17 protein-coding genes and 1 tRNA gene are annotated in these 19,195 nt (G+C 67.7%); 13 read left to right on the plus strand and 5 right to left on the minus strand.

Translation table 11 applies throughout. The features are described from left to right. The 3 genes from Q8T13_02960 to Q8T13_02970 are packed head-to-tail and all read right to left on the minus strand — an operon-like array spanning nt 1 to nt 3,047. The gene (locus Q8T13_02960) at nt 1–831 is read right to left on the minus strand and encodes a glycosyltransferase family 2 protein (protein MDP3716708.1); all 831 of its coding nucleotides are present in this window, start codon (nt 829–831) and stop codon (nt 1–3) included. After that, on the minus strand, nt 821–1,936 hold the full coding sequence (locus Q8T13_02965) for a glycosyltransferase family 1 protein (protein MDP3716709.1): 1,116 nt from the start codon (nt 1,934–1,936) through the stop codon (nt 821–823). The genes Q8T13_02960 and Q8T13_02965 overlap by 11 nt, the downstream gene beginning before the upstream one ends. Then, nucleotides 1,920–3,047, minus strand: coding sequence for a glycosyltransferase family 1 protein (locus Q8T13_02970; protein MDP3716710.1), 1,128 nt, complete (start codon nt 3,045–3,047; stop codon nt 1,920–1,922). The genes Q8T13_02965 and Q8T13_02970 overlap by 17 nt, the downstream gene beginning before the upstream one ends. Before the next feature lie 95 nt (nt 3,048–3,142). On the opposite strand from Q8T13_02970, the gene Q8T13_02975 reads away from it, so the two are divergent. Genes Q8T13_02975 through priA form a run of 8 tightly spaced genes read left to right on the plus strand, consistent with a single transcriptional unit; the run spans nt 3,143 to nt 13,177 of the window. Continuing rightward, on the plus strand, nt 3,143–4,441 hold the full coding sequence (locus tag Q8T13_02975) for a UDP-glucose/GDP-mannose dehydrogenase family protein (protein MDP3716711.1): 1,299 nt from the start codon (nt 3,143–3,145) through the stop codon (nt 4,439–4,441). A 2-nt stretch (nt 4,442–4,443) separates the two neighbouring features. Next, nucleotides 4,444–5,445 carry a UDP-glucose 4-epimerase GalE gene (gene galE / locus Q8T13_02980; protein ID MDP3716712.1) on the plus strand — a complete coding sequence of 334 codons (1,002 nt, stop codon included), beginning with the start codon at nt 4,444–4,446 and terminating at the stop codon, nt 5,443–5,445. Continuing rightward, nucleotides 5,445–7,253, plus strand: coding sequence for a lipid A export permease/ATP-binding protein MsbA (msbA, locus tag Q8T13_02985; GenBank protein ID MDP3716713.1), 1,809 nt, complete (start codon nt 5,445–5,447; stop codon nt 7,251–7,253). Before galE ends, msbA begins: the two co-directional genes overlap by 1 nt. A gap of 8 nt (nt 7,254–7,261) precedes the next feature. Then, on the plus strand, nt 7,262–8,140 hold the full coding sequence (locus Q8T13_02990) for a YicC/YloC family endoribonuclease (protein MDP3716714.1): 879 nt from the start codon (nt 7,262–7,264) through the stop codon (nt 8,138–8,140). 9 nt (nt 8,141–8,149) lie between these two features. Further along, complete coding sequence (gene gmk / locus Q8T13_02995; protein MDP3716715.1) at nt 8,150–8,785, plus strand: guanylate kinase; 636 nt, start codon at nt 8,150–8,152, stop codon at nt 8,783–8,785. 21 nt (nt 8,786–8,806) lie between these two features. Then, nucleotides 8,807–10,039, plus strand: coding sequence for a bifunctional phosphopantothenoylcysteine decarboxylase/phosphopantothenate--cysteine ligase CoaBC (coaBC, locus tag Q8T13_03000; GenBank protein MDP3716716.1), 1,233 nt, complete (start codon nt 8,807–8,809; stop codon nt 10,037–10,039). A 50-nt stretch (nt 10,040–10,089) separates the two neighbouring features. Further along, nucleotides 10,090–10,824: a uracil-DNA glycosylase gene (locus Q8T13_03005; GenBank protein MDP3716717.1), complete on the plus strand. Its 735-nt coding sequence runs from the start codon at nt 10,090–10,092 to the stop codon at nt 10,822–10,824. A 7-nt stretch (nt 10,825–10,831) separates the two neighbouring features. Continuing rightward, entirely contained in the window at nt 10,832–13,177 is a 2,346-nt protein-coding gene (gene priA / locus Q8T13_03010; GenBank protein MDP3716718.1) for a primosomal protein N', read from the plus strand. A gap of 19 nt (nt 13,178–13,196) precedes the next feature. Here priA and Q8T13_03015 read toward each other — a convergent pair whose 3' ends face one another. Together Q8T13_03015 and Q8T13_03020 are read right to left on the minus strand one after the other, a co-directional pair. Further along, nucleotides 13,197–14,186: a site-2 protease family protein gene (locus tag Q8T13_03015; protein ID MDP3716719.1), complete on the minus strand. Its 990-nt coding sequence runs from the start codon at nt 14,184–14,186 to the stop codon at nt 13,197–13,199. 41 nt (nt 14,187–14,227) lie between these two features. Next, nucleotides 14,228–14,497 (minus strand): HU family DNA-binding protein, encoded by a 270-nt coding sequence (locus Q8T13_03020; protein MDP3716720.1) that lies wholly within the window; start codon nt 14,495–14,497, stop codon nt 14,228–14,230. A 163-nt stretch (nt 14,498–14,660) separates the two neighbouring features. Here Q8T13_03020 and der point away from each other — a divergent pair, with 163 nt between their 5' ends. From der to Q8T13_03045, 5 genes are all read left to right on the plus strand, one after another. Then, nucleotides 14,661–16,418: a ribosome biogenesis GTPase Der gene (der, locus tag Q8T13_03025; protein MDP3716721.1), complete on the plus strand. Its 1,758-nt coding sequence runs from the start codon at nt 14,661–14,663 to the stop codon at nt 16,416–16,418. A gap of 37 nt (nt 16,419–16,455) precedes the next feature. Next, nucleotides 16,456–16,911 (plus strand): MerR family transcriptional regulator, encoded by a 456-nt coding sequence (locus tag Q8T13_03030; GenBank protein ID MDP3716722.1) that lies wholly within the window; start codon nt 16,456–16,458, stop codon nt 16,909–16,911. A gap of 39 nt (nt 16,912–16,950) precedes the next feature. Next, a tRNA-Pro gene (locus tag Q8T13_03035) sits at nt 16,951–17,027 on the plus strand. Between the two features lie 3 nt (nt 17,028–17,030). Next, a complete protein-coding gene (locus tag Q8T13_03040) occupies nt 17,031–18,095 on the plus strand; it encodes a DUF3810 family protein (protein ID MDP3716723.1) in 1,065 nt (354 codons plus the stop codon). Continuing rightward, nucleotides 18,092–19,165: an L-threonylcarbamoyladenylate synthase gene (locus tag Q8T13_03045; GenBank protein MDP3716724.1), complete on the plus strand. Its 1,074-nt coding sequence runs from the start codon at nt 18,092–18,094 to the stop codon at nt 19,163–19,165. The genes Q8T13_03040 and Q8T13_03045 overlap by 4 nt, the downstream gene beginning before the upstream one ends. Nucleotides 19,166–19,195 lie beyond the last annotated feature (30 nt).

Here is a 19,195-nt window from a genome sequence, read left to right on the forward strand (position 1 = left end):
TCAGTGTCCGGCCGTCTTGCCGGTCAGCTTGAGATAGACGCGCAGCACGCCGGCCCACCGCGGCAGGTGCTTCTCGTAGTATGCCAGTTGGCTCTGGCGATAGCGCCGCTCGGTTTCGGGATTGCGGGCGGCCGACTTGCCGCGATGGTGCAGCACTTCCGCACCCGCGACATACAACACGGTCCGGCCGCGCTTGGCCATCGCCACGCACAAGTCGACGTCCTCTGTGTACATGAAGTACCGCTCGTCGAGCAGCCCCACGGCTTCGAGGTCCGGCCGGCGAATCACCATGCATGCGCCGCTGACCCACGCCACCTCGCGCGCCTGGCGGCTCAGCTTGTCCACCTTCCGGACAATGCGCCGCACCTTGCGGTAGTAGAGGCCGGAAAACAGCTTGCGCTTCAACTCGTTCCACGGCCCGATCGGCTCACCCCACGACAGTTCGGGAAAGCCGCGTTCGCTCAGCAGCCGCGCGCCGGCGATGGCGGCATCGGGGTGCGCGGCGAGCCCGCGCACCAGCGTCTGGATCGCGCCCGGCGGCGCCACGGTGTCGGGATTCATCAGCAGCACGTAGTCACTGGTGGTGGCCCGAATCCCCAGGTTGTTCGCCCGCGAGAAGCCAACGTTGGTGGGCGACTCGATCACCTGCACGTCGGGCCAGCGGCCGCGCACCAGTGCCGCCGTGCCGTCGGTCGAGGCGTTGTCGACGACCGTGATCGTGGTGGGAAACGGCGCCGTGTGCCCGACCAGCGAGTCAAGGCACGGCCCGATCTCGGTGGCGGAGTTGTAGGTGACGATGATGATCGTCAGCGATGAGAGGTTATCGGCCAATCGCCGCCCCTTCAATCGCCGCGAGCGTGCGTGCGGCGGTCGTCGCCCAGTCGTAGCGTGCCAGCACCGCGGGGGCGTGGTCGCGCAGGCGGTGCCGCAGGGGCCCATCGGTCAGGGCCGCCACGAGCGCCGCCGCCACGGCATCATCGCCGGCCGAGGCGGACACGTAGTGCGCCGCCGGACCGGCGGTCTCGCGGGCGACCGGCGTATCCAGTAACACCGGCGTGACGCCGGCGGCCAGGGCCTCGAGCGGCGTCAGGCCAAACCCCTCGTACTCCGACAGGAACGCAAACACCGAGGCTTGCGCGTACAGCCCGGCCAGGGTGTCGTCGTCCACGTACGCGCGCAGGTGGATCCGGTCGCGATGACGCGAGCGCTGGCGCACGGCGTCGAGATCGATCCGCGGCCGCCGGGTGCGGTTCTCGCCGACAATTTCGAGCTGCGCCGACGGCACCCGATCTGCCACCGCGTCAAATGCCGCCATCAATCGATCAACCCTTCGCCTTTCGAACACCGAGCCAACGTATAGCACGATTGGTTCCCGTCCCGCGGTTCTGCCGCCTTCGGGCAATGTGGCGTCCGGCTTCAGCCGGACCATTTGGCGCATGCCCAGCGGAATAACCTGGATCCGGGAGGCCGGCAGCCCGATGTGGCGGGCAATCTCCCCCTGCGAGTAGGCGGTATCGGTCAATACGGCCTTCGCCCTGCGGGCCGACCAGGCCGTGAGCAGCCGCCGCCGCCGGCCTTCGCGGGCCGAGAACCATTCGGGGTGGGCAAAGAACGAGACGTCGTGGATCGTCAGGACGACCGGCGCTGCCGCCGTCAGCGGCGCCGAATACGCGGGCGCGAAGACGACATCGGGACGCCGTGCGGCCAGCGCGCGCGGATACGACCATTGCTCCCAGATCGATCCGCCGCCACCGTCAACCACCTGCACGGCTGATCGCCACGCCGGCGGGACACGCGGCGTCGCGTGGGCGTACAACGTCCAGTCGTGCCGCATCGCCGCGGCGTTGGCCGCCCATTCGGTCAGCAGCTCGCTCAAGTACCGCCCGACTCCGGTGGGGTGGCCGCAGAGTTCGCGCGCGTCAACCGCGATGCGCATGGACCTCCATCGCCGACGCGTACGCCTGCCGCGCCGCCACCGCGCAGGCGGCCCAGCTGTACTGCGAGGCCTGCAGCAGGCCTCGCTGCGCCGCCGCCTTCGCGTGGTCATCGTCGAGGAGCGCGCGCATGGCGGCCGCTAAGCCTTCGGCGTCATCCGGATCGACCGGCGCCGCGGCGCCGCCGGCGACCTCGGGCAGCGAGCCGCGCGACGAGACGACGACCGGGACGCCGCACGCCATGGCTTCGAGCACGGGCAAGCCAAAACCCTCTTCGTACGACGGCAGCACCAGCATGCGCGCGCCGGCGAACAGCTCGATGCGCCGGGCGGTGTCAACGTAGCCGGTGATCGTGACGTGTCCCGCGAGCGGCGCGGCGTTGGCCCGTGCTTCCCAGCGCGCCGAGGCGGTCGTGGTGTGCCCCGCCAGGATCAGCGCCGGCGCGTCGGCCACCTGGGCGCGCAGGCGGGCGTAGGCTTCGAGCAGGGTGCCGACGTTCTTGCGCAGGTTCAACGTGCCGAGGAACAGGATGTGCTTGCCGCGCTCGGCCGCCTGGCGCGCCGCCACCGCGGCCGACCAGTCGGGGCGTCCGGGCGGGCAGACATGCACGCGCGATCGGCTTACGCCCAGTTCCCGCGTCACTTCGCCGGCGGCGTACTGCGACGACACGACGATCGCGTCGGCGCGGGCCGCGTGTGAGCGCGCCAGCCGCGGGTAGTCGCGGCGGATCTCCGCGGCCATCTGATCGGGATGGCGCAAGAAGTCGAGGTCGTGAATCGTCACCACCCGCGCGGCATGGGTAGTCGGAATCAGCATGGGACTTTGGCTGTGGACCACGTCGTGCTCGCCGGCCAGCCATTCGACCGGCGGCCATTCGAGACGGTTCCAGCCCCAGACGAGGGCGCGGACGGGGACGTGGACGTCGGCGAGCTGGGCACCCGGCATCTCGGCGGCCAACGAGGGCGCCAGGCGGTCTTTCCACGAACTGCTGAAGAGGGTGACCGAGTCGGCCGGCCCGGTTCGGGCACACAACGCCGTGGCCAGCCCGTGCACGAACTCACCGACGCCCGTCCGTTCGCGTAGCGCCGGACGGTAATCGACCAGGATCCGCACGGGAAAGAGGGTACCACAAGACCGGCAAGTCCTTGTGGTACAGTATGTTGACAGCCTACCACCCGGATGATAGGCTTTTTGGTTTTGGGGGGCGAATGAAGATCGCAGTGGTGGGGACCGGGTACGTAGGACTCGTGCTCGGCGCATGCATGGCCGAGTCGGGCAACGACGTCATGTGCGTCGACAAGGATGCCGCGAAGGTCCGCATGCTTCGGCGCGGCAAGGTGCCCATCTACGAGCCTGGCCTCGAAGAGATGGTCAAGCGCAACAAGACCGAAGGCCGGTTGTCGTTCACGACCGAACTGCCTAAGGCGGTCCGCGCCGCCGAGGTGGTCTTCATTGCGGTCGGCACTCCGCAAGGCGAAGACGGCTCCGCCGACCTGCGTCACGTGATGGGGGTCGCGCGCGAGATTGCCCGCGCCATGAACGGCTACAAGGTGATCGTCAACAAGAGCACCGTCCCGGTGGGCACCGCCGAGAAGGTGCGCGAGGTGGTCCGGCGGGAGACAACGCATCCGTTCAGCGTGGTCAGCAATCCCGAGTTCCTGAAGCAGGGCGCCGCGGTTGACGATTTCATGAAGCCGGATCGCGTGGTGATTGGCGCCGAGGACCCGCGCGCCGCCGAGCTGATGGTCAAGCTCCACCAGCCGTTCACGCGCACCGGCGCGCCGATCATGGTGATGGATTGCCCCAGCGCCGAACTGTCGAAATACGCCTCCAATGCCTTCCTGGCGACGAAGATCTCGTTCATGAACGAGATTGCCAACGTCTGCGACCTGTTCGGCGCCGATGTCGATCGGGTGCGGCAGGCGGTCGGCTCCGACCGCCGGATCGGGACGTCGTTCCTCTTCCCGGGCGTGGGCTACGGCGGCAGCTGTTTCCCGAAAGACGTCAAGGCCGTGACGAAGTTCGCCGCCGACAAGAAGTACGACTTCAAGATCCTGAAGGCGGTGGACGCGGTCAACGAGAACCAGAAGCGCGTGCTGGTGAAGAAGATCGAGGCCCACTTCGGGGCCGGCCTGAAGGGCAAGACCATCGCGGTGTGGGGCCTGGCGTTCAAGCCCAAGACCGACGACATGCGCGAGGCGCCGGCCATTCCCATCATCGAGGCCCTGCTCGCCAAGGGCGCCAAGGTGCAGGCCTACGATCCGGAGGCGATGAAGGTGGCCAAACAGTTGTTCGGCAACCGCGTCACCTACGCCACCCGCAACTACGACGCCCTCAAGGGGGCCGACGCGCTGGCGGTGATCACCGAGTGGCAGGAATTTCGTGAGCCCGACTTCGCTCGCATCAAGAAGTTGATGCGCGCGCCGGTGGTGTTCGACGGCCGCAACATCTATCAGCGGGATGATATGAAGGCGCTCGGCTTCACCTACTTCTCGATCGGACGGTAGCCATGGCTCGCGTTGTCGTGACCGGGGGCGCGGGCTACATCGGCAGCCACGCGGTGCGCGCCCTGGTGGATGCGGGCCACGCGGTCGCCGTGCTCGACGACCTGTCGGCCGGGCACCCGGAAGCGGTGCCGGTCGGCGTGCCGCTCGTGCGCGCCGCCATCCACGACGTGGCCGCCGTGCGCCAACTGCTGGTCGACCATCGCGCCGATGCGGTGATGCACTTCGCGGCCTGGCTGGCCGTGGGCGAGTCGGTGCAGAAGCCGCTCGAGTACTACCAGAACAATGTGGCCGGCACCCTCGGCGTGCTCGCGGCCATGCGCGATGCCGGCGTGAAGCGGTTCGTGTTCTCGTCCACGTGCGCGGTGTACGGCGAGCCCGAGCGCGTGCCGATTGTCGAGTCGCTGGCCACCCGGCCGATCAACGCCTACGGCGAAACCAAGCTGACCATCGAGCGGGCGCTGCCGCACCTGGAGCGCGCGTTTGGGTTGAAGTGGATGGCGTTGCGCTATTTCAACGCCGCCGGCGCGCATCCCGATGGTTCCATCGGCGAGGATCACGCGGTGGAAGTGCACCTCATTCCGCTCGCGATCCAGGCGGCGATCGGCGGCCAGCCGCTGAAGGTGTTCGGCGAGGACTACCCGACCCCCGACGGCACCTGCCAGCGTGATTACATCCACGTGTGCGACCTGGCCGAGGCGCATTTGCGCGCGCTCGCCGCGCTCGAGCAGGGCGCCCCGTCGGCGGCCTACAACATCGGCACCGGCACGCCCCAGTCGGTGCGCGCCGTCATCGACACCGTCAGCCGCATCGTCGGCAAGCCGGTGCAGTGGGAAGCCGCGCCCCGGCGCCCCGGGGACCCCGCCCAGCTGTATGCGGCGAGCGATCGCGCGCAGGCGGAGTTGCAGTGGACGCCGCGTTTTGCCGATCTCGAGGTCATTGTGCGCCACGCCTGGCAGTGGCATTCGACCCATCCGAGAGGGTATAGGGTGTCTGACACCCGCTGATGAACCCCTTTCTGCGCCTCCTTCGCTACGCGACCCCCCACAAGGCGGTCATGGCCGGCGCGGCCGTGGCGATGATTGTGTATGGCGCCGCTTCCGCGGCGCTGGCGTATCTGATCAAGCCGATCATCGACGACGTGCTGACGACGCAGGACAACCTGGCGTCGATCACGGCAGCGATCCTGCTGGTGTACCTGTTGAAGGGCCTGGGCTCGTATTTCTCGACCTACCTGATGGAGGGCCTTGGGCACCGGGTGGTGATGGTGGTGCGCAACCAGTTGTTCCGCCACCTGCTGGATCAATCGGCGGCGTTTTTCTCACGTCGCACGGCGGGGCAACTGCTGTCGCGGATCAGCAACGACGTCGGCATGGTGCAGCGGGCCGTGTCGGAAACCGTCGGCGACCTGGCGCGCGAGTCGCTCACGCTGGTCGGCTGCGCCGGCCTGTTGTTCTACTACGACGCCAAACTGGCGCTGGTCTGCATGACCGCGGCGCCGCTGGTCGTCTATCCGATCGTTCGCCTCGGCAAGCGCGTGCGCACGGTGTCGCGCTGGAGCCAGGAGGCGCAGGAACACATGTCGCATGTGGCTGGTGAAGCCTTTACCGGTCACCGGATCGTCAAAGCCTTTGGCGCGGAGGGCCGCGAAGCGACCAGGTTCGAGCGGGCCTCGGCGACGTTGTTCCGCACCAACCTGAAGGTGACGCGCGTGTTGGCCACCCTGCCGCCGCTGATGGAGTTCCTGGGCGGCGTCGCCATTGCCGGCGCATTGTGGTACGGCAGCCGCGAGATTGCCCAGGGCCGGCTCACCGCCGGCGAGTTCACCTCGTTCCTGGCGGCGCTGCTGCTGATGTACGGGCCGGTCAAGAAACTGTCGCGCGTCAACGCCAACCTGCAGCAGGCGATGGCGGCCTCGGACCGCATTTTCGAACTGCTCGACACGCACACCGAAGTGACGGAGCGCGCGGGTGCGGCGGCGCTGCCGCCGTTTGCCGGGGTGATCGAGTTCCGCGACGTCAGCTTCGGCTACGAGGACGGCCATGGCCGCAGCACGCTGCGCGGCGTGTCGTTCTCGGTCCAGGCCGGCCAGATGGTGGCGATCGTCGGCAGGAGCGGCGCCGGCAAGACGACGCTGGTCAACCTGTTGCCGCGTTTCTACGACGTCACGAGCGGCGCGATCACCATCGACGGCCACGATCTGCGCGACATTACCCTGGCCTCGCTGCGCGCGCAGATCGGCATGGTGACGCAGGAAACCGTGTTGTTCGACGACACCATTGCCGCCAACATCGCGTACGGCACGCCAGGGGCGGAGCTGCCGGCGATCGAGGCGGCGGCGCGCGCCGCGCACGCCCACGATTTCATCGCGGCGCAGCCGCACGGCTACAAGACGCGCATCGGCGAACGCGGGCAGCGGTTGTCGGGCGGGCAGCGCCAACGGCTGGCGATCGCCCGCGCGCTGCTCAAGAACTCGCCGCTGCTGATCCTGGACGAGGCCACGTCGGCTCTCGATTCCGAGTCGGAGCGGCTGGTGCAGCAGGCGCTGGCGACGCTGATGATGAACCGCACGTCGTTCGTGATCGCGCACCGCCTGTCGACGGTGCAGAAGGCCGATGCCATCATCGTGCTCGAACGCGGCCGCGTGGTCGAGATCGGCAAGCACGACGAGTTGGTGGCGCGGCCCAACGGCGCGTATGCCAGGCTGAACGAGCAGCAACTGCTCGAGGCCAGGCCCGACGCGAAGGACCGGACCGACGGCCCGGTCACCGAACTGAGGACCAGCCGGCGGTTGAAGGCCGAGAGCACCCTATGATCAAGAGCATGACCGGGTTTGCTTCACTCACGAGCGACGATGAGCGCGGCACGATCGGGGTGACCATTCGCGCGGTCAATCACCGCTTTCTCGACCTGCAGTTGCGGCTGCCGACGCCGCTGGCCGCGCTCGAGCCGCCGCTGCGCGCGCTGGTGCAGAAGCGCCTGGCGCGCGGCCGGGTCGAGATTGGCGTGTCGCTGCAGACCCGGCAGGCGTCGGCGCCGCGCGTCGAGCTGAACGCCGCGTTCGCGCAGGCGCTCGCGGCGGTCATGGAGCAGGCCCGGTCGCAGGGCCTGGTCAGCGGCGCGTTGACCCCTGGTGACCTGCTGCGGCTGCCGCAGGCGCTGACCATCCAGGACCAGATGCCCGATTCCGGCGGCCTGGCCGAGGCCTTGGGCGCGCCGGTGACGTCGGCGGTGGACGCCGCGATCGAGCAGCTCGAAACCATGCGCGTGCGCGAAGGGCAGCACTTGCGTGCGGATCTCGACATGCGCAAGGCGATGCTGGCGGACTTGATCGTCCGCATTGCCGACGCGGCCGACACCGGGCGCGTGGAGCTGGAGGCGCGGCTGCTGGAACGCGCGCGTGAACTGGCCGGCGCGCTGCCGATCGACCAGGCCGCGCTTGCGCAGGAGGTGGTACGCGTGGCACAGCGCTCGGACATCACCGAAGAAGTGACCCGCTTTCACGGCCACCTGGCGCACTGGGACGCGCTCTCGGATAGCGCCGAGCCGTGCGGCCGCAAGCTCGACTTCCTGCTGCAGGAGATGAACCGCGAGATCAACACCATTGGCTCCAAGGCCGACGGGCTGCAGGTGTCGGAGGTCGTGATCCAGGCGAAGGCCGAGTTGGAGAAGATGCGCGAGCAGGTCCAGAATGTTGAGTAACGGCCACTGATGACACAGCTGACGCAGAACACCGATCGGGGACTGCTGTTCATCGTCTCGGCCGCGTCGGGTACCGGCAAGACGACCCTGGCCGAGCGGCTGGTGCAGATTCTGCCCAACCTGCGGATGTCGCGGTCCTTTACGTCGCGTCCGGCGCGGGCCGGCGAGCGCGACGGCGTCGACTATAATTTCGTCTCACGGCCCGACTTCGAAGGCATGATCGCGCGCCACGACTTCCTGGAGTGGGCCGACGTGTTCGGGAACCTGTACGGGACCTGCCGGTCCGACACCGAGGCACTGCTCGCCTCGGGCCAGGACGTGGTGCTCGTGATCGACGTGCAGGGCGCCCGGCAGGTGAAGACGACCGGGGTCGATCACACGGCGATTTTCGTGTTGCCGCCGTCGTTCCAGATTCTCGAGCGGCGGCTGCGCGGCCGCAGCGCCGACAGCGAAGAGGCCATGCAACGGCGGCTGGCCGCGGCGCGCGCCGAGGCGGGTGCCTACGTCGATTACGACTACGTCGTGATCAACGATCAGCTCGAGCCGACGGTGGTGCGGCTGCAGGAGATCATCGCCGCGGAACGGTCGCGGACCCATCGCATGACCCCGATCGCGGAAGAGATCATCAAGTCGTTTGAGAAGTAACCAGGAACGAAGAACCCAGGCATGGCATTCATCGCACTCGGCGTGACCGGCGGCATCGGCGCCTACAAGGCGGTGGAGATCGCGCGCGGACTCCAGAAGAACGGCCACGAGGTCGTGGCGATCATGACCCGCGCGGCCACCGAGTTCGTCGGCCCGCTCACCTTCGAGGCGATTACGCGGCGCGAGGTGATCACCGACCAGTGGAAGACCGGCGCCAACGCCGATATCGAACACATCTCGATTGCCTCGACCATCGACCTGCTGCTGGTGGCGCCGGCCACCGCCAACACGGTGGGGAAGTTTGCCAACGGCCTGGCCGACGACTTTCTCTCGTCGCTGTTCGTCGCGACCAAGGCGCCGGTGCTGATCGCGCCGGCGATGAACACCAACATGTTCGAGCACCCGGCCGTGGCGAAGAACCTCGAGACCTTGATGACGCGCGGGGTGCACGTGGTCGACCCCGGCTCCGGCTACCTGGCGTGCGGCTGGATTGGCAAGGGCCGGCTGGCCGAGCCCGAGGCCGTGGTGGCCGCGGCGGAGATGGTGCTGGCGTCGAAGGGCGGAAGTACTCTCCTCGGCCGGCGCGTCCTGGTCACCGCCGGACCGACGTTCGAGGACATCGACCCGGTGCGCTTTGTCGGGAACCGATCGAGCGGGCGCATGGGCTACGCGCTGGCGGCCGAAGCGCTGCGCCGCGGCGCCGCCGTGACGCTAATCAGCGGTCCGACCCATTTGACCGCGCCGAACGGTGCCGCGGTCGTGGCCGTCCGCAGCGCGGCCGAGATGCACGCCGCGGTGATGTCGCGGAGCGACGGACAGGACGCCGTGATCATGGCCGCGGCCGTGGCCGATTACACGCCGGCGGCGCCGTCGGCAGGCAAGGTCAAGAAGGCCGAGGGCGACCTGACGATCACGCTCAACCGCACCAAGGACATCCTGGGCGACCTGGGCCGCTTGCCGTCGCGCGCCCAGGGCGTGCCGGTGCTGATTGGTTTTGCCGCCGAAACCCACGACGTCGTGAAGTACGCGCAGGGCAAGCTCGAGAAGAAGGCCGTCGACCTGGTGGTGGCCAACGATGTCTCGCGGGCCGATGCCGGCTTTGATGTCGACACCAACGCCGTGTCGCTGGTCACGGCGGCCGGCGTGGAAGACGTGCCGCTGCAGAGCAAGGCCGCAGTGGCCGCGCGCATTCTCGATCGCGTGGAGCAGTTGCTGATCGCCGTGCCGGTCCGTAACGCTGCCGCCAAGGCGTAGGCCACAGATTCACACCGATTGACACCGATTAAACAGACGGACTCCTAGCCATGTCTCGCGAAATTGCCGACCACTTGCGTTACTACGCGGACATGGGCGTTACCGGCCTCAGCCGCGATCCCGCCTGGCGCGAGCGCGCGGACAAGGGACCTGACGATGTGGTGTCTGGCCTTAGCCAGGCCGACTCGGTCCGGCTAAAGCCGGACGCTACATCTGCGGTTGCGGTCGAATCGCTCGATGACATCAGGACCGACCTCGGCCCGGCGTGCATGCGGTGCAAGCTGTGCTCACTCGGCCGGACGCAGGTGGTGTTCGGCATGGGGCACACGAAGGCGCGGCTGATGTTAGTGGGCGAAGCCCCGGGCGAGGAAGAAGACCAGCGCGGCGAGCCATTCGTCGGTCGTTCCGGACAATTGCTGACCAAGATCATCGAGGCAATTGGCCTGTCGCGCGAGCAGGTCTACATTGCCAACGTGATCAAGTGCCGCCCGCCTGAGAATCGCAATCCCGAACCCGACGAAGTGGCGGCGTGCGAGCCGTACCTGTTCCGGCAGATCGACGTGATCCGGCCCGCGGTGATCGTGCCGCTCGGCAAGTTCGCGGCGCAGTGCCTGCTGAAGACGACCGATCCCATCACGCGGCTTCGGGGGCGGCGTTTCGACTACCGCGGCACCACGCTGGTTCCGACGTTTCATCCCGCCTACCTGCTGCGCAACCCGTCGGCGAAGCGCGAAGTGTGGGAAGACATGAAGCTGGTTCGCGCCATCCTCCAGGGCGACGCGTAGGCCCGCCTTGAGCGAACGTCTCGTGTCTGTCGCGGTGCCGGTGCCCGCGCTCGGCCTGCTCACGTATCGCGTGCCGCCCGACCAGGCCATGCCGGAGCCGGGCGCGCGCGTGGTCGTGCCGCTCGGGCCTCGCCGGCTGACCGGTGTCACCGTCGGGCAGGTGAGTGCTGCCGACAGCTCGTTCAAGCTCAAGGACATTATCCAGGTGCTGGACGCCGGGGCGTTCGTCCCGCCCGATGTGGTGAAGCTGACGCAGTGGGTCTCGGAGTACTACCTCGCGGGACCTGGCGCCGCGCTGGCCGCGGCCTTGCCGCCATATGGGCTCTCGAACCGGGTCGATCGATTCAAGACGGTGCGCGTCGTGGCGCTGACGGCAGAGGGATGGGTCCGGCTAAAGCCGGACACTACATCGTCGTCTGGGATGGTCGGGCTAAAGCCGGACGCCACATCGTCGTTTGGGATGGTCCGGCTAAAGCCGGACGCCACATTGGAGTCCGATGTAGCGTCCGCCTTTAGGCGGACCTCGCTAGGGGCGAAGCAACTGCACGCCCTGCAACTGTTGTCTGACGCTCCCGACGGCGTGAGCGCTCCGGCGCTCGCCGAGCGGGGCATTGCCGCCGCCACCATCACGCGCCTCGCCGGTCTCGGCTACGTGTCGATTCGCCACGACCGTGTCGATCGCGATCCGTTCGAGCACGCGGTCACCGCGCACACCCCTTCGGTGGCCGCATCGCCGCGGGCCTTGACCAGCGAGCAGGACGCGGCCATGTCGCACCTGTCGCCGCTCGCCGCCGCCGGCGCCTTTCACGTGGCGCTGGTGCACGGCGTGACCGGCAGCGGCAAGACCGAGGTCTACTTGCGGCTGGCCGACGCCGTGCGGCAGCGCCGGCGTGGCGTGTTGATGCTGGTGCCCGAGATCGCGCTCACGCCGCAAGTGGCGGCGCTGTTTCGCGCGCGCTTCGGCGCGGCGGTCGCCATCCAGCACAGCGGCCTGTCCGACGGCGAGCGCCACGACCAGTGGCATCGCATTCGCCGCGGCGATGTCGATGTCGTGATCGGCACGCGGTCGGCGGTGTTCGCGCCGCTGGCCAATCCGGGGCTGATCATCGTGGACGAGGAGCACGACACCTCGTACAAGCAGGACGAGACGCCGCGCTATCACGGGCGCGATGTCGCGATCATGCGGGGCAAGTTCACCGGCGCCCTGGTGGTGATCGGCTCGGCCACGCCGACCCTCGAGTCGTATACCAACGCGCTCGACGGCCGCTACTCACTGGTCACGCTGCGCCGGCGGGTGCTCGACCGCCCGATGGCGCAAGTGCAGGTCGTCAACATGCGCGAAGAGATTGCGGCTGCCGGCGCCGAGGTGGTGCTGAGCCGCGCGCTGGCCGACGCCATTGCCGCGAGGTTGGCCGAAGGGCAGCAGTCGCTGATTCTGCTCAACCGCCGCGGGTTCGCCAACTCGGTGCTGTGCCGGCAATGTGGCGCCAGCCTGGAGTGCCCCAACTGCAGCGTGACCCTCACCGTGCATACGCAGGGGCGCGATGATTACCGGGGCCGCTGTCACTACTGCAACTTCACGAAGATGGTGCCAAAGGCGTGCGAGAAGTGCGCCGCGCCGTACATGGAACGCATTGGCTTCGGGACCGAGCGCGTCGAGGCCGAGGTGCGCGCGGCGTTTCCCGCCGCGCGCGTGGCGCGCGTCGATCGCGACACCGTGCGGCGGAAGGGCAGCCTCGTGGAGATCCTCGAGCAGGTCGCCCGGCGCGAGGTGGACGTGCTGATCGGCACGCAGATGATCGCCAAGGGCCACGATTTTCCCGAGTGTACGCTGGTCGGCGTGATCTCGGCCGACGTCGGCCTTGGGCTGGCCGACTTCCGCTCGGCCGAGCGCACTTTCCAGTTGCTGACGCAGGTCGCCGGCCGGGCCGGCCGGGGCGAGACGCCGGGACAGGCGATCATCCAGTCGCTGGTGCCCGAACACTACAGCGTGAAGCTGGCGTGCGATCAGGATTACCGCGCGTTCTACGACAAGGAGATCGAGTTCCGTCGCGCCATGCGCTACCCGCCACAGGTGGCGATGGTGAACGTCGTGGTGCGCGACCAGACCTTCGAGGGCGCGATGGCCGGCGCGCAGGCACTCGCCGGCGCCATGCGCGGCACGGCGGGCTTTGTCGTGCTGGGTCCGGCCCCGGCGCCGCTCACCAAGCTGCGCGGCGAGCATCGCGTGCAGTTGTTCCTGAAGGGCACCAGCCGCAAGGCCATGCGCGAAAGCCTGCAGCTGGCGCTGTCGCGGATCACGAAGATGTCGAAAGCCGTCGCCGTCGACGTCGATCCGTTATCGATGCTGTAAGAAAGACCGTGGCTGAAGATCAGGGCGCGCCGAGGAAGGGCCCAATCGGCGCGGGCGTGAAGCAGACGATCAGGATCGCCAGGGCGACGCCCGCCAGCACCAGCCGTCCGCGATCCAAAGGCTCATCGTCGTTCAGGGTCGGTGGATGCCGCGGGCCCATCAGCGCAATCATGATCACCAGCAGCACCGTCCAGGCGATCCAGCTGGATGAGACGTAGGTCAGGCCAACGGCGACGCCCACCATCACGATGGTGATGGCCGTGGCGCGGTGGCCGAACACCGCATAGGCAATGTGACCACCGTCCAGTTGTGCGATCGGGAAAAGGTTGAGGGCCGTGGCGAGCAGCCCGAACCACGCCGCAAACGCCATCGGATGCATGTTGATGGAGTAGCCGTCGCCGACGTCGCCCCAGATCAGCCACGCCGCGAACCGGAACAGCAGCGGCTCGCCCAGTTCGATCAGGTTCGAGGCGTCGGCGGGCAGCCGATCGACCCGCGAGAGCCAGACCCCGATGAACAACGCCGGCACCGCGACGACGAAGCCGGCCAGCGGGCCGGCGATGCCAATATCGAAAAGGGCAATCTTGTTCGGGATGCGCGTTCGGATCCGGATAAAGGCGCCGAGCGTGCCGGTGAGGAAGACGGGCGCCGGCAGGAAGTAGGGACGCGTTGCCTCCACGCCGTAGCGCAGGCACGCGATGTAGTGCCCCATCTCGTGGCAGCCGAGAATGGCCAGGATGGTGAGGCTATACCAAAGGCCGCGGACCCAGAACATCGGCTCGGCAAAGATGGAACTCGCGGCGGGATCAGCCGGCAGGTCATTGACCGTCGCCAGGTCGATCGAGAAGCTGTAGTAGTGGCAACCGCCGGCCAGCGTGGTCGTGACGAGTGTTGCGGCCAGCAAGGCGAGTTGGACCCACAGCCTGCCGTGGTCGGGTGGTGGCAGCTCGGCCGGCACGAAGACCGGCACGAAATCGTCGTACCGATCGACCGGATCTGGAATGGGCAAAGACGAGGGACCTGGCGGCCCCGGGGGCGGGTGCACGGGCCTTAACCGATGTTCTGCAGTTCCTTGCCGGGCTTGAAGCGAATGGTCCGGCCCGGCGGGATGCGCACTTCCTTGCCGGTCCGGGGATTGCGGCCAATCCCGCGCTTTCTGGGCTTTACCTGAAACACGCCAAACCCCCGCAGCTCAATGCGTTCGCCGCGCTGCATCGAGTGACGCATCGCTTCAAATACCGCATCCACTGCCAGCTCGGCCTTCACCTTGGTGACGTCTGCCACCCGCGAGACCTCGTTCACGATGTCGACCTTGATCATGCTCCCTGGTCGCTCCTCGATCAGTGTAACTAGCTTAAATCAGGGCACTTACGCTGTCAAACGGATAAGTGCTTTGTCTGGATGTATTTATCGGCAGCCGCGTGCAGGGCTGTAGGGGAGAGTCCGCCGCAAGCCCTTTTAAACCTGTAAGATAGAGGGAATCGTGTCACAGAAGCCCTTGCCCCGCGTCGTGCTGGTCGGCCGGCCAAATGTCGGTAAGTCGACGCTGTTCAATCGCTTGAGCGGCGCCCGGCGGTCGATCGTCACCTCCATTGCCGGGACGACGCGCGACGTCATTACCCATCCGGTCACGTGGGGCGACGCGCGGTTTGACCTGACCGATACCGGCGGCCTGTTCGGGGCCAGTGAAGATCCGCTGCACGAACTGGTGGTCGAGCGGGGACAACGCGCGCTCAAGTCCGCCGAGCTCATCATCTTCGTCGTCGATGGCCGCGAGGGCCTGATTCCCGGCGACCAGGAGATTGCCGCCGCCGCCCGTGAAACCGGCGTGCCCGTGATCCTGGCCATTAACAAGATGGATGACCGCCGCGGCCGCGACGGCGCGCTCGAGTTGTACAAGATGGGTTTCGACTCGGTCGTCGAAATCAGCGCCGAGCATGGGCAAGCCGTCGGCGACCTGCTCGAGGTGATCGTGGCGATCCTTCCGCAGACCCGGTCGAGGGCGGTGGAGCCGGAGCCTGTCATTGATGACGAAGCCGCGGTTGAGGCCGCCGACGATACCCCCGTCGAAACCGCCATCGCCATTGTCGGCCGGCCCAACGCGGGCAAGTCGTCGCTGGTGAACCGGCTGCTGCGCGAGGAGCGCATGATCGTGTCCGAGATGCCGGGCACCACGCGCGACTCGGTGGATTCGGTACTGATGTGGCATCGCCGGCAGTTCCGCATCGTCGACACCGCCGGCATTCGCAAGCCCGGTAAGGTTTCGAAGTCGGGGCAGGTCGAAACCCTCAGCGTGATGCTGGCCAAGCGCGCCATCGAGCGCGCCGACGTCGTCGTGCTGGTGATCGATGCGACCGTCGGCCCCACCGACCAGGACGGCGCCATTGCCGGCGCCGCGAAGGATGCTGGCCGCGGCGTGATTGTCGCCGCCAACAAGTGGGACCTCATGAAAGAGCAGGGACCCGAGGCGGCGAAGGTGTTCGACGAGAACCTGCGGTATCAACTCAAGTTCCTCGACTTCGCGCCGATCCTGCACATCTCGGCCGCCACCGGCGAGCGCACGCCGAAACTGCTGGAGATGGTGGACAAGGTTTACGCCGCGACGCGCAAGCGGGTGCCCACCGGTGAACTGAATCGCTTCATCGAGAAGATCACGAGCGCCGCGCCCCCGGTCACGGCGAGCCGCCGCAACATGCGCGTCATGTACGCCGCGCAGGCGGCCGTGGCGCCGCCGACGTTCATCCTGTTCACCAACAGCCTCACGAAGCTGCACTTTTCGTACGAGCGTTTTCTCGAGAACCGCCTGCGCGAGGAATACCAGTTTCTGGGCGCGCCGATCCGCATCCAGATTCGCGGCCGCGCCGAGCAGCGCGGCGACGATGCGCGCAAGACGGCGCGAGAGCGTGCGCCCGAGCGGCGCAGCCCGGTTCGCAAGGGGCCCGGCTCGAAGCGCTCCAAGCACGAGCGCTTGAAGGCGGCTAGTAAGGCGGGTGGGGCGGGTAGGGCTGGTAAGGCAGGTAAGGCGGGTGGGGCCTGGGACAAGCCTGTTCACGACCGAGCCAGGGTGGGTAAGGCGGGTGGGGCTGGTAAGGCGGGTGGGGCTGGTCGGGCGGGTGAGGCGGGTAAGGCGGGTAAGGGGAAGAGCAAGCCCGTGTCGGCGAAGCAGAAGTCGCGCGCGGCGCAGCCGAACTTGTCGAAGAAGTCGCGCGCCGGCAAGGGGCCGCGGCGGTCGGGCCGCTAGGGCCTGCGTGCTATACTCCCCGCTGGATATTGCCTCGATGGCTGCACCCAAGCGCGAGCTATTCAAGGCCGCGGACGTCTGCGAAGTGGTGCAGGTTCAGCCGTACGTATTGCGGTCCTGGGAAGCCGAGTTCCCGCAAATCGGCCAGGTGCCGGCCGGCGGCGGCCCGCGCCTCTATCGCCGCTCGGACGTCGAGCTGGTCCTCCGCATCAAGCAGCTCGTCTTCGATGAAGGCCTGACCTTGTCGGGCGCCCGCAGGCGCCTGGACGAAGACGGCGAAGGCCCCGACAGCGGCGCGGCGGCGATGCTGGTGGAAGAGGTCGTCGGCGATCGCGTGCTGGACCGCCTGCGGCACGTGAAGACCGGGCTGCAGTCGATCCTGCAGATGCTCTCCAAAGACGGTGTCGAGGCCGCAGAGCTGCAATTGGTGCCTCCGCCTGCGCCCGCCGAGGCGAAGAAGAAGACAGTAGCGAAAGCCGCCAAGAGAAAATAGAATCGATTTACCCCTGAAGTCCGTCAGCGCAAGTCTGGACGGGATGTAGCGTAGCCTGGTAGCGCGCCTGCTTGGGGTGCAGGAGGTCCCGAGTTCGAATCTCGGCATCCCGACCAACCTTGAAACTCTCCGCAAAGACTCTCCTTCAACTGACACCGATCGCCATCGCGGCGATTCTTGCTGGCTTTCCGCCCGCGCCGGTAACCGTGGAACGGTTCTACGCGCGCTGGCTGTATCCCGCGCTTCAAGCCAACCTGACGGCGTTCTCGAATCGCGCGGCGTGGCCGCTGTTTGATTTCACTCTCGGCATCGTCATCGCGCTGCTGATCGGCGGCTGGATCTACTGGCTGCGCCGTATTCGTCGCGAGCGGTGGTTTAAGCCGATTGGCCGCGGCTTGTTCGCGACGCTCGCTGGCGCCTCGATCGTCTACCTGTGGTTCGTCGCTGCGTGGGGGCTGAACTACGTGCGTCCGCCGCTCGAGTCGGTCATGTCTTTCGACGAGTCGCGCATCACGCCAATCGCCGTGCGCTTGCTCGCGGAGCACGCGGTTCGCGAGGCCAACCGCACCTACGCGGCGGCGCATGCCGCCGGGTTCCCCGGGATTCACGACCGGCCGTCGGCACTGGCCGACGCGCTGCACCAGGTGGAGCGCGAACTGGGACGTCCACGTCCGACCCTGCTGGCGCAGCCCAAGTCGTCGATCCTGTCGCCGTTCTATCGCGCTTCCGGCGTCAGTGGACAACTCGCGCCGTTCTTCCTCGAGACGCTGCTCAATCCGGACCTGACCGGCCCCGAGCGGCCGGCGGTGCTCGCGCACGAGTGGGCGCACTTGTCGGGCTTCGCTCCTGAATCGGATGCCAGCTTCGTCGGCTACCTCGCGGCGCTGCGTGCGGGCCCCGCCGCGGAATATAGCGTGTGGCTGGACCTGGTGTCGGAAGCCTCGAACCAGCTGCAGCCGGTGACGCAGCGGCTGGTGCTCGAGCCGTTGGCAGAAGGGCCGCGCCGGGATCAGCAGGCGATTCGTGAACGGCTGAAAGCGCTGGTGCAACCCGTCGAACGCGTGGCATGGTCCACGTACGATCAGTTGCTGAAGTCGCAAGGGGTCGAAGAAGGTGTGCGAAGCTACAGCCGCGTGATCCAACTCCTGATTGGTAGTGATGCCTTGAAGATTCCGAGCCAATGAAGACCCGTGTCCTGAAAGTCGATCCCAGCCAGCCCGATCCCGGCGTCGTGGAGGAAGCGGCGCAGGCCATTCGCGACGGCAAGCTCGTGGCGTTTCCGACCGAGACCGTCTATGGCCTTGGCGCCAACGCGCTGGATCCCGCGGCGGTGGCGAAGATTTTCGAGGCCAAGGGGCGGCCCGCTACCGATCCCCTCATCGTGCACATTGCCCACATCGGGCAACTGTCCATGTGCGCGTCGCAGGTGCCGCCGGCGGCGCGGAAGCTGGGCCTGGCCTTCTGGGCAGGGCCGCTCACGATCATCCTGCCGAAGAAGCCGCAGATCCCCGACAGCGTGACCGCCGGCTTGCCCAGCGTCGCGGTGCGGGTGCCCTCGCACCGGGTCGCGCGCGCGCTGATGGAGATGGCGGGAGTGCCGGTGGCAGCGCCGAGCGCCAACCGGTTCTCGCGGCCGAGTCCCACGACCGCCGCGCACGTGCTCGCCGATCTCGACGGCCGGATCGATGTCGTGCTCGACGGCGGCGCCACCGACATCGGCGTCGAGTCGACCATCGTGGACTTCACCGTGGACCCGCCCGTGATGCGCCGGCCCGGTGGATTGACGCTCGAGCAGATCCGCAGCGTGGTGCCGGAAGTGGTGGCCGTCAACGATCAGGGCAGCGCCGGGGTGGCGCAGGTTGCGCCCGGTCAACTGACGCGGCACTATGCGCCGCAAGCGGAATTGACCCTCTATCTGGGCGCCGCCCACCTGGCCGTGGCTCGAGTGGCCGCCGATACCAGGACGCTGACCGCCAGGGGCGCGCGCGTCGGCATCCTCGCGCCCGAGGAGGATCTCCGTGCTCTCGCGCCGGAGCTGGCTCCGTTGGCGGCAACGGGGCGCGTGGAAGTGCAGCCCTATGGGTCGCGAAGCGATCCGGAGCGGTCGGCGCGGGAGTTGTTCGCCGGGTTGAGGGCGCTTGATGCCTGCGGCGTCTCCTATATCCTGGCGACCGCCACCGACGCCGGCGGTCTAGGGCTCGCCGTCGTGGATCGGCTCACGCGTGCGGCCGAGGGGCGAGTCCGCAGGGTCTAGTCCAGTCTTGAACGTTCGTTCAGGTTGAAT

This window comes from Acidobacteriota bacterium, from assembly GCA_030697165.1.
Lineage (GTDB): Bacteria > Acidobacteriota > Vicinamibacteria > Vicinamibacterales > UBA2999 > 12-FULL-67-14b.

What these genes read in the sequence shown, in the direction of transcription:
- Q8T13_02965 (MDP3716709.1), bottom strand. Translation starts at nt 1,936, where the DNA reads ATGCGCATCGCGGTTGACGCGCGCGAACTCTGCGGCCACCCCACCGGA.
- Q8T13_02975 (MDP3716711.1), top strand. Translation starts at nt 3,143, where the DNA reads ATGAAGATCGCAGTGGTGGGGACCGGGTACGTAGGACTCGTGCTCGGC.
- galE (MDP3716712.1), top strand. Translation starts at nt 4,444, where the DNA reads ATGGCTCGCGTTGTCGTGACCGGGGGCGCGGGCTACATCGGCAGCCAC.
- msbA (MDP3716713.1), top strand. Translation starts at nt 5,445, where the DNA reads ATGAACCCCTTTCTGCGCCTCCTTCGCTACGCGACCCCCCACAAGGCG.
- Q8T13_02990 (MDP3716714.1), top strand. Translation starts at nt 7,262, where the DNA reads ATGACCGGGTTTGCTTCACTCACGAGCGACGATGAGCGCGGCACGATC.
- gmk (MDP3716715.1), top strand. Translation starts at nt 8,150, where the DNA reads ATGACACAGCTGACGCAGAACACCGATCGGGGACTGCTGTTCATCGTC.
- coaBC (MDP3716716.1), top strand. Translation starts at nt 8,807, where the DNA reads ATGGCATTCATCGCACTCGGCGTGACCGGCGGCATCGGCGCCTACAAG.
- Q8T13_03005 (MDP3716717.1), top strand. Translation starts at nt 10,090, where the DNA reads ATGTCTCGCGAAATTGCCGACCACTTGCGTTACTACGCGGACATGGGC.
- Q8T13_03020 (MDP3716720.1), bottom strand. Translation starts at nt 14,497, where the DNA reads ATGATCAAGGTCGACATCGTGAACGAGGTCTCGCGGGTGGCAGACGTC.
- Q8T13_03030 (MDP3716722.1), top strand. Translation starts at nt 16,456, where the DNA reads ATGGCTGCACCCAAGCGCGAGCTATTCAAGGCCGCGGACGTCTGCGAA.
- Q8T13_03045 (MDP3716724.1), top strand. Translation starts at nt 18,092, where the DNA reads ATGAAGACCCGTGTCCTGAAAGTCGATCCCAGCCAGCCCGATCCCGGC.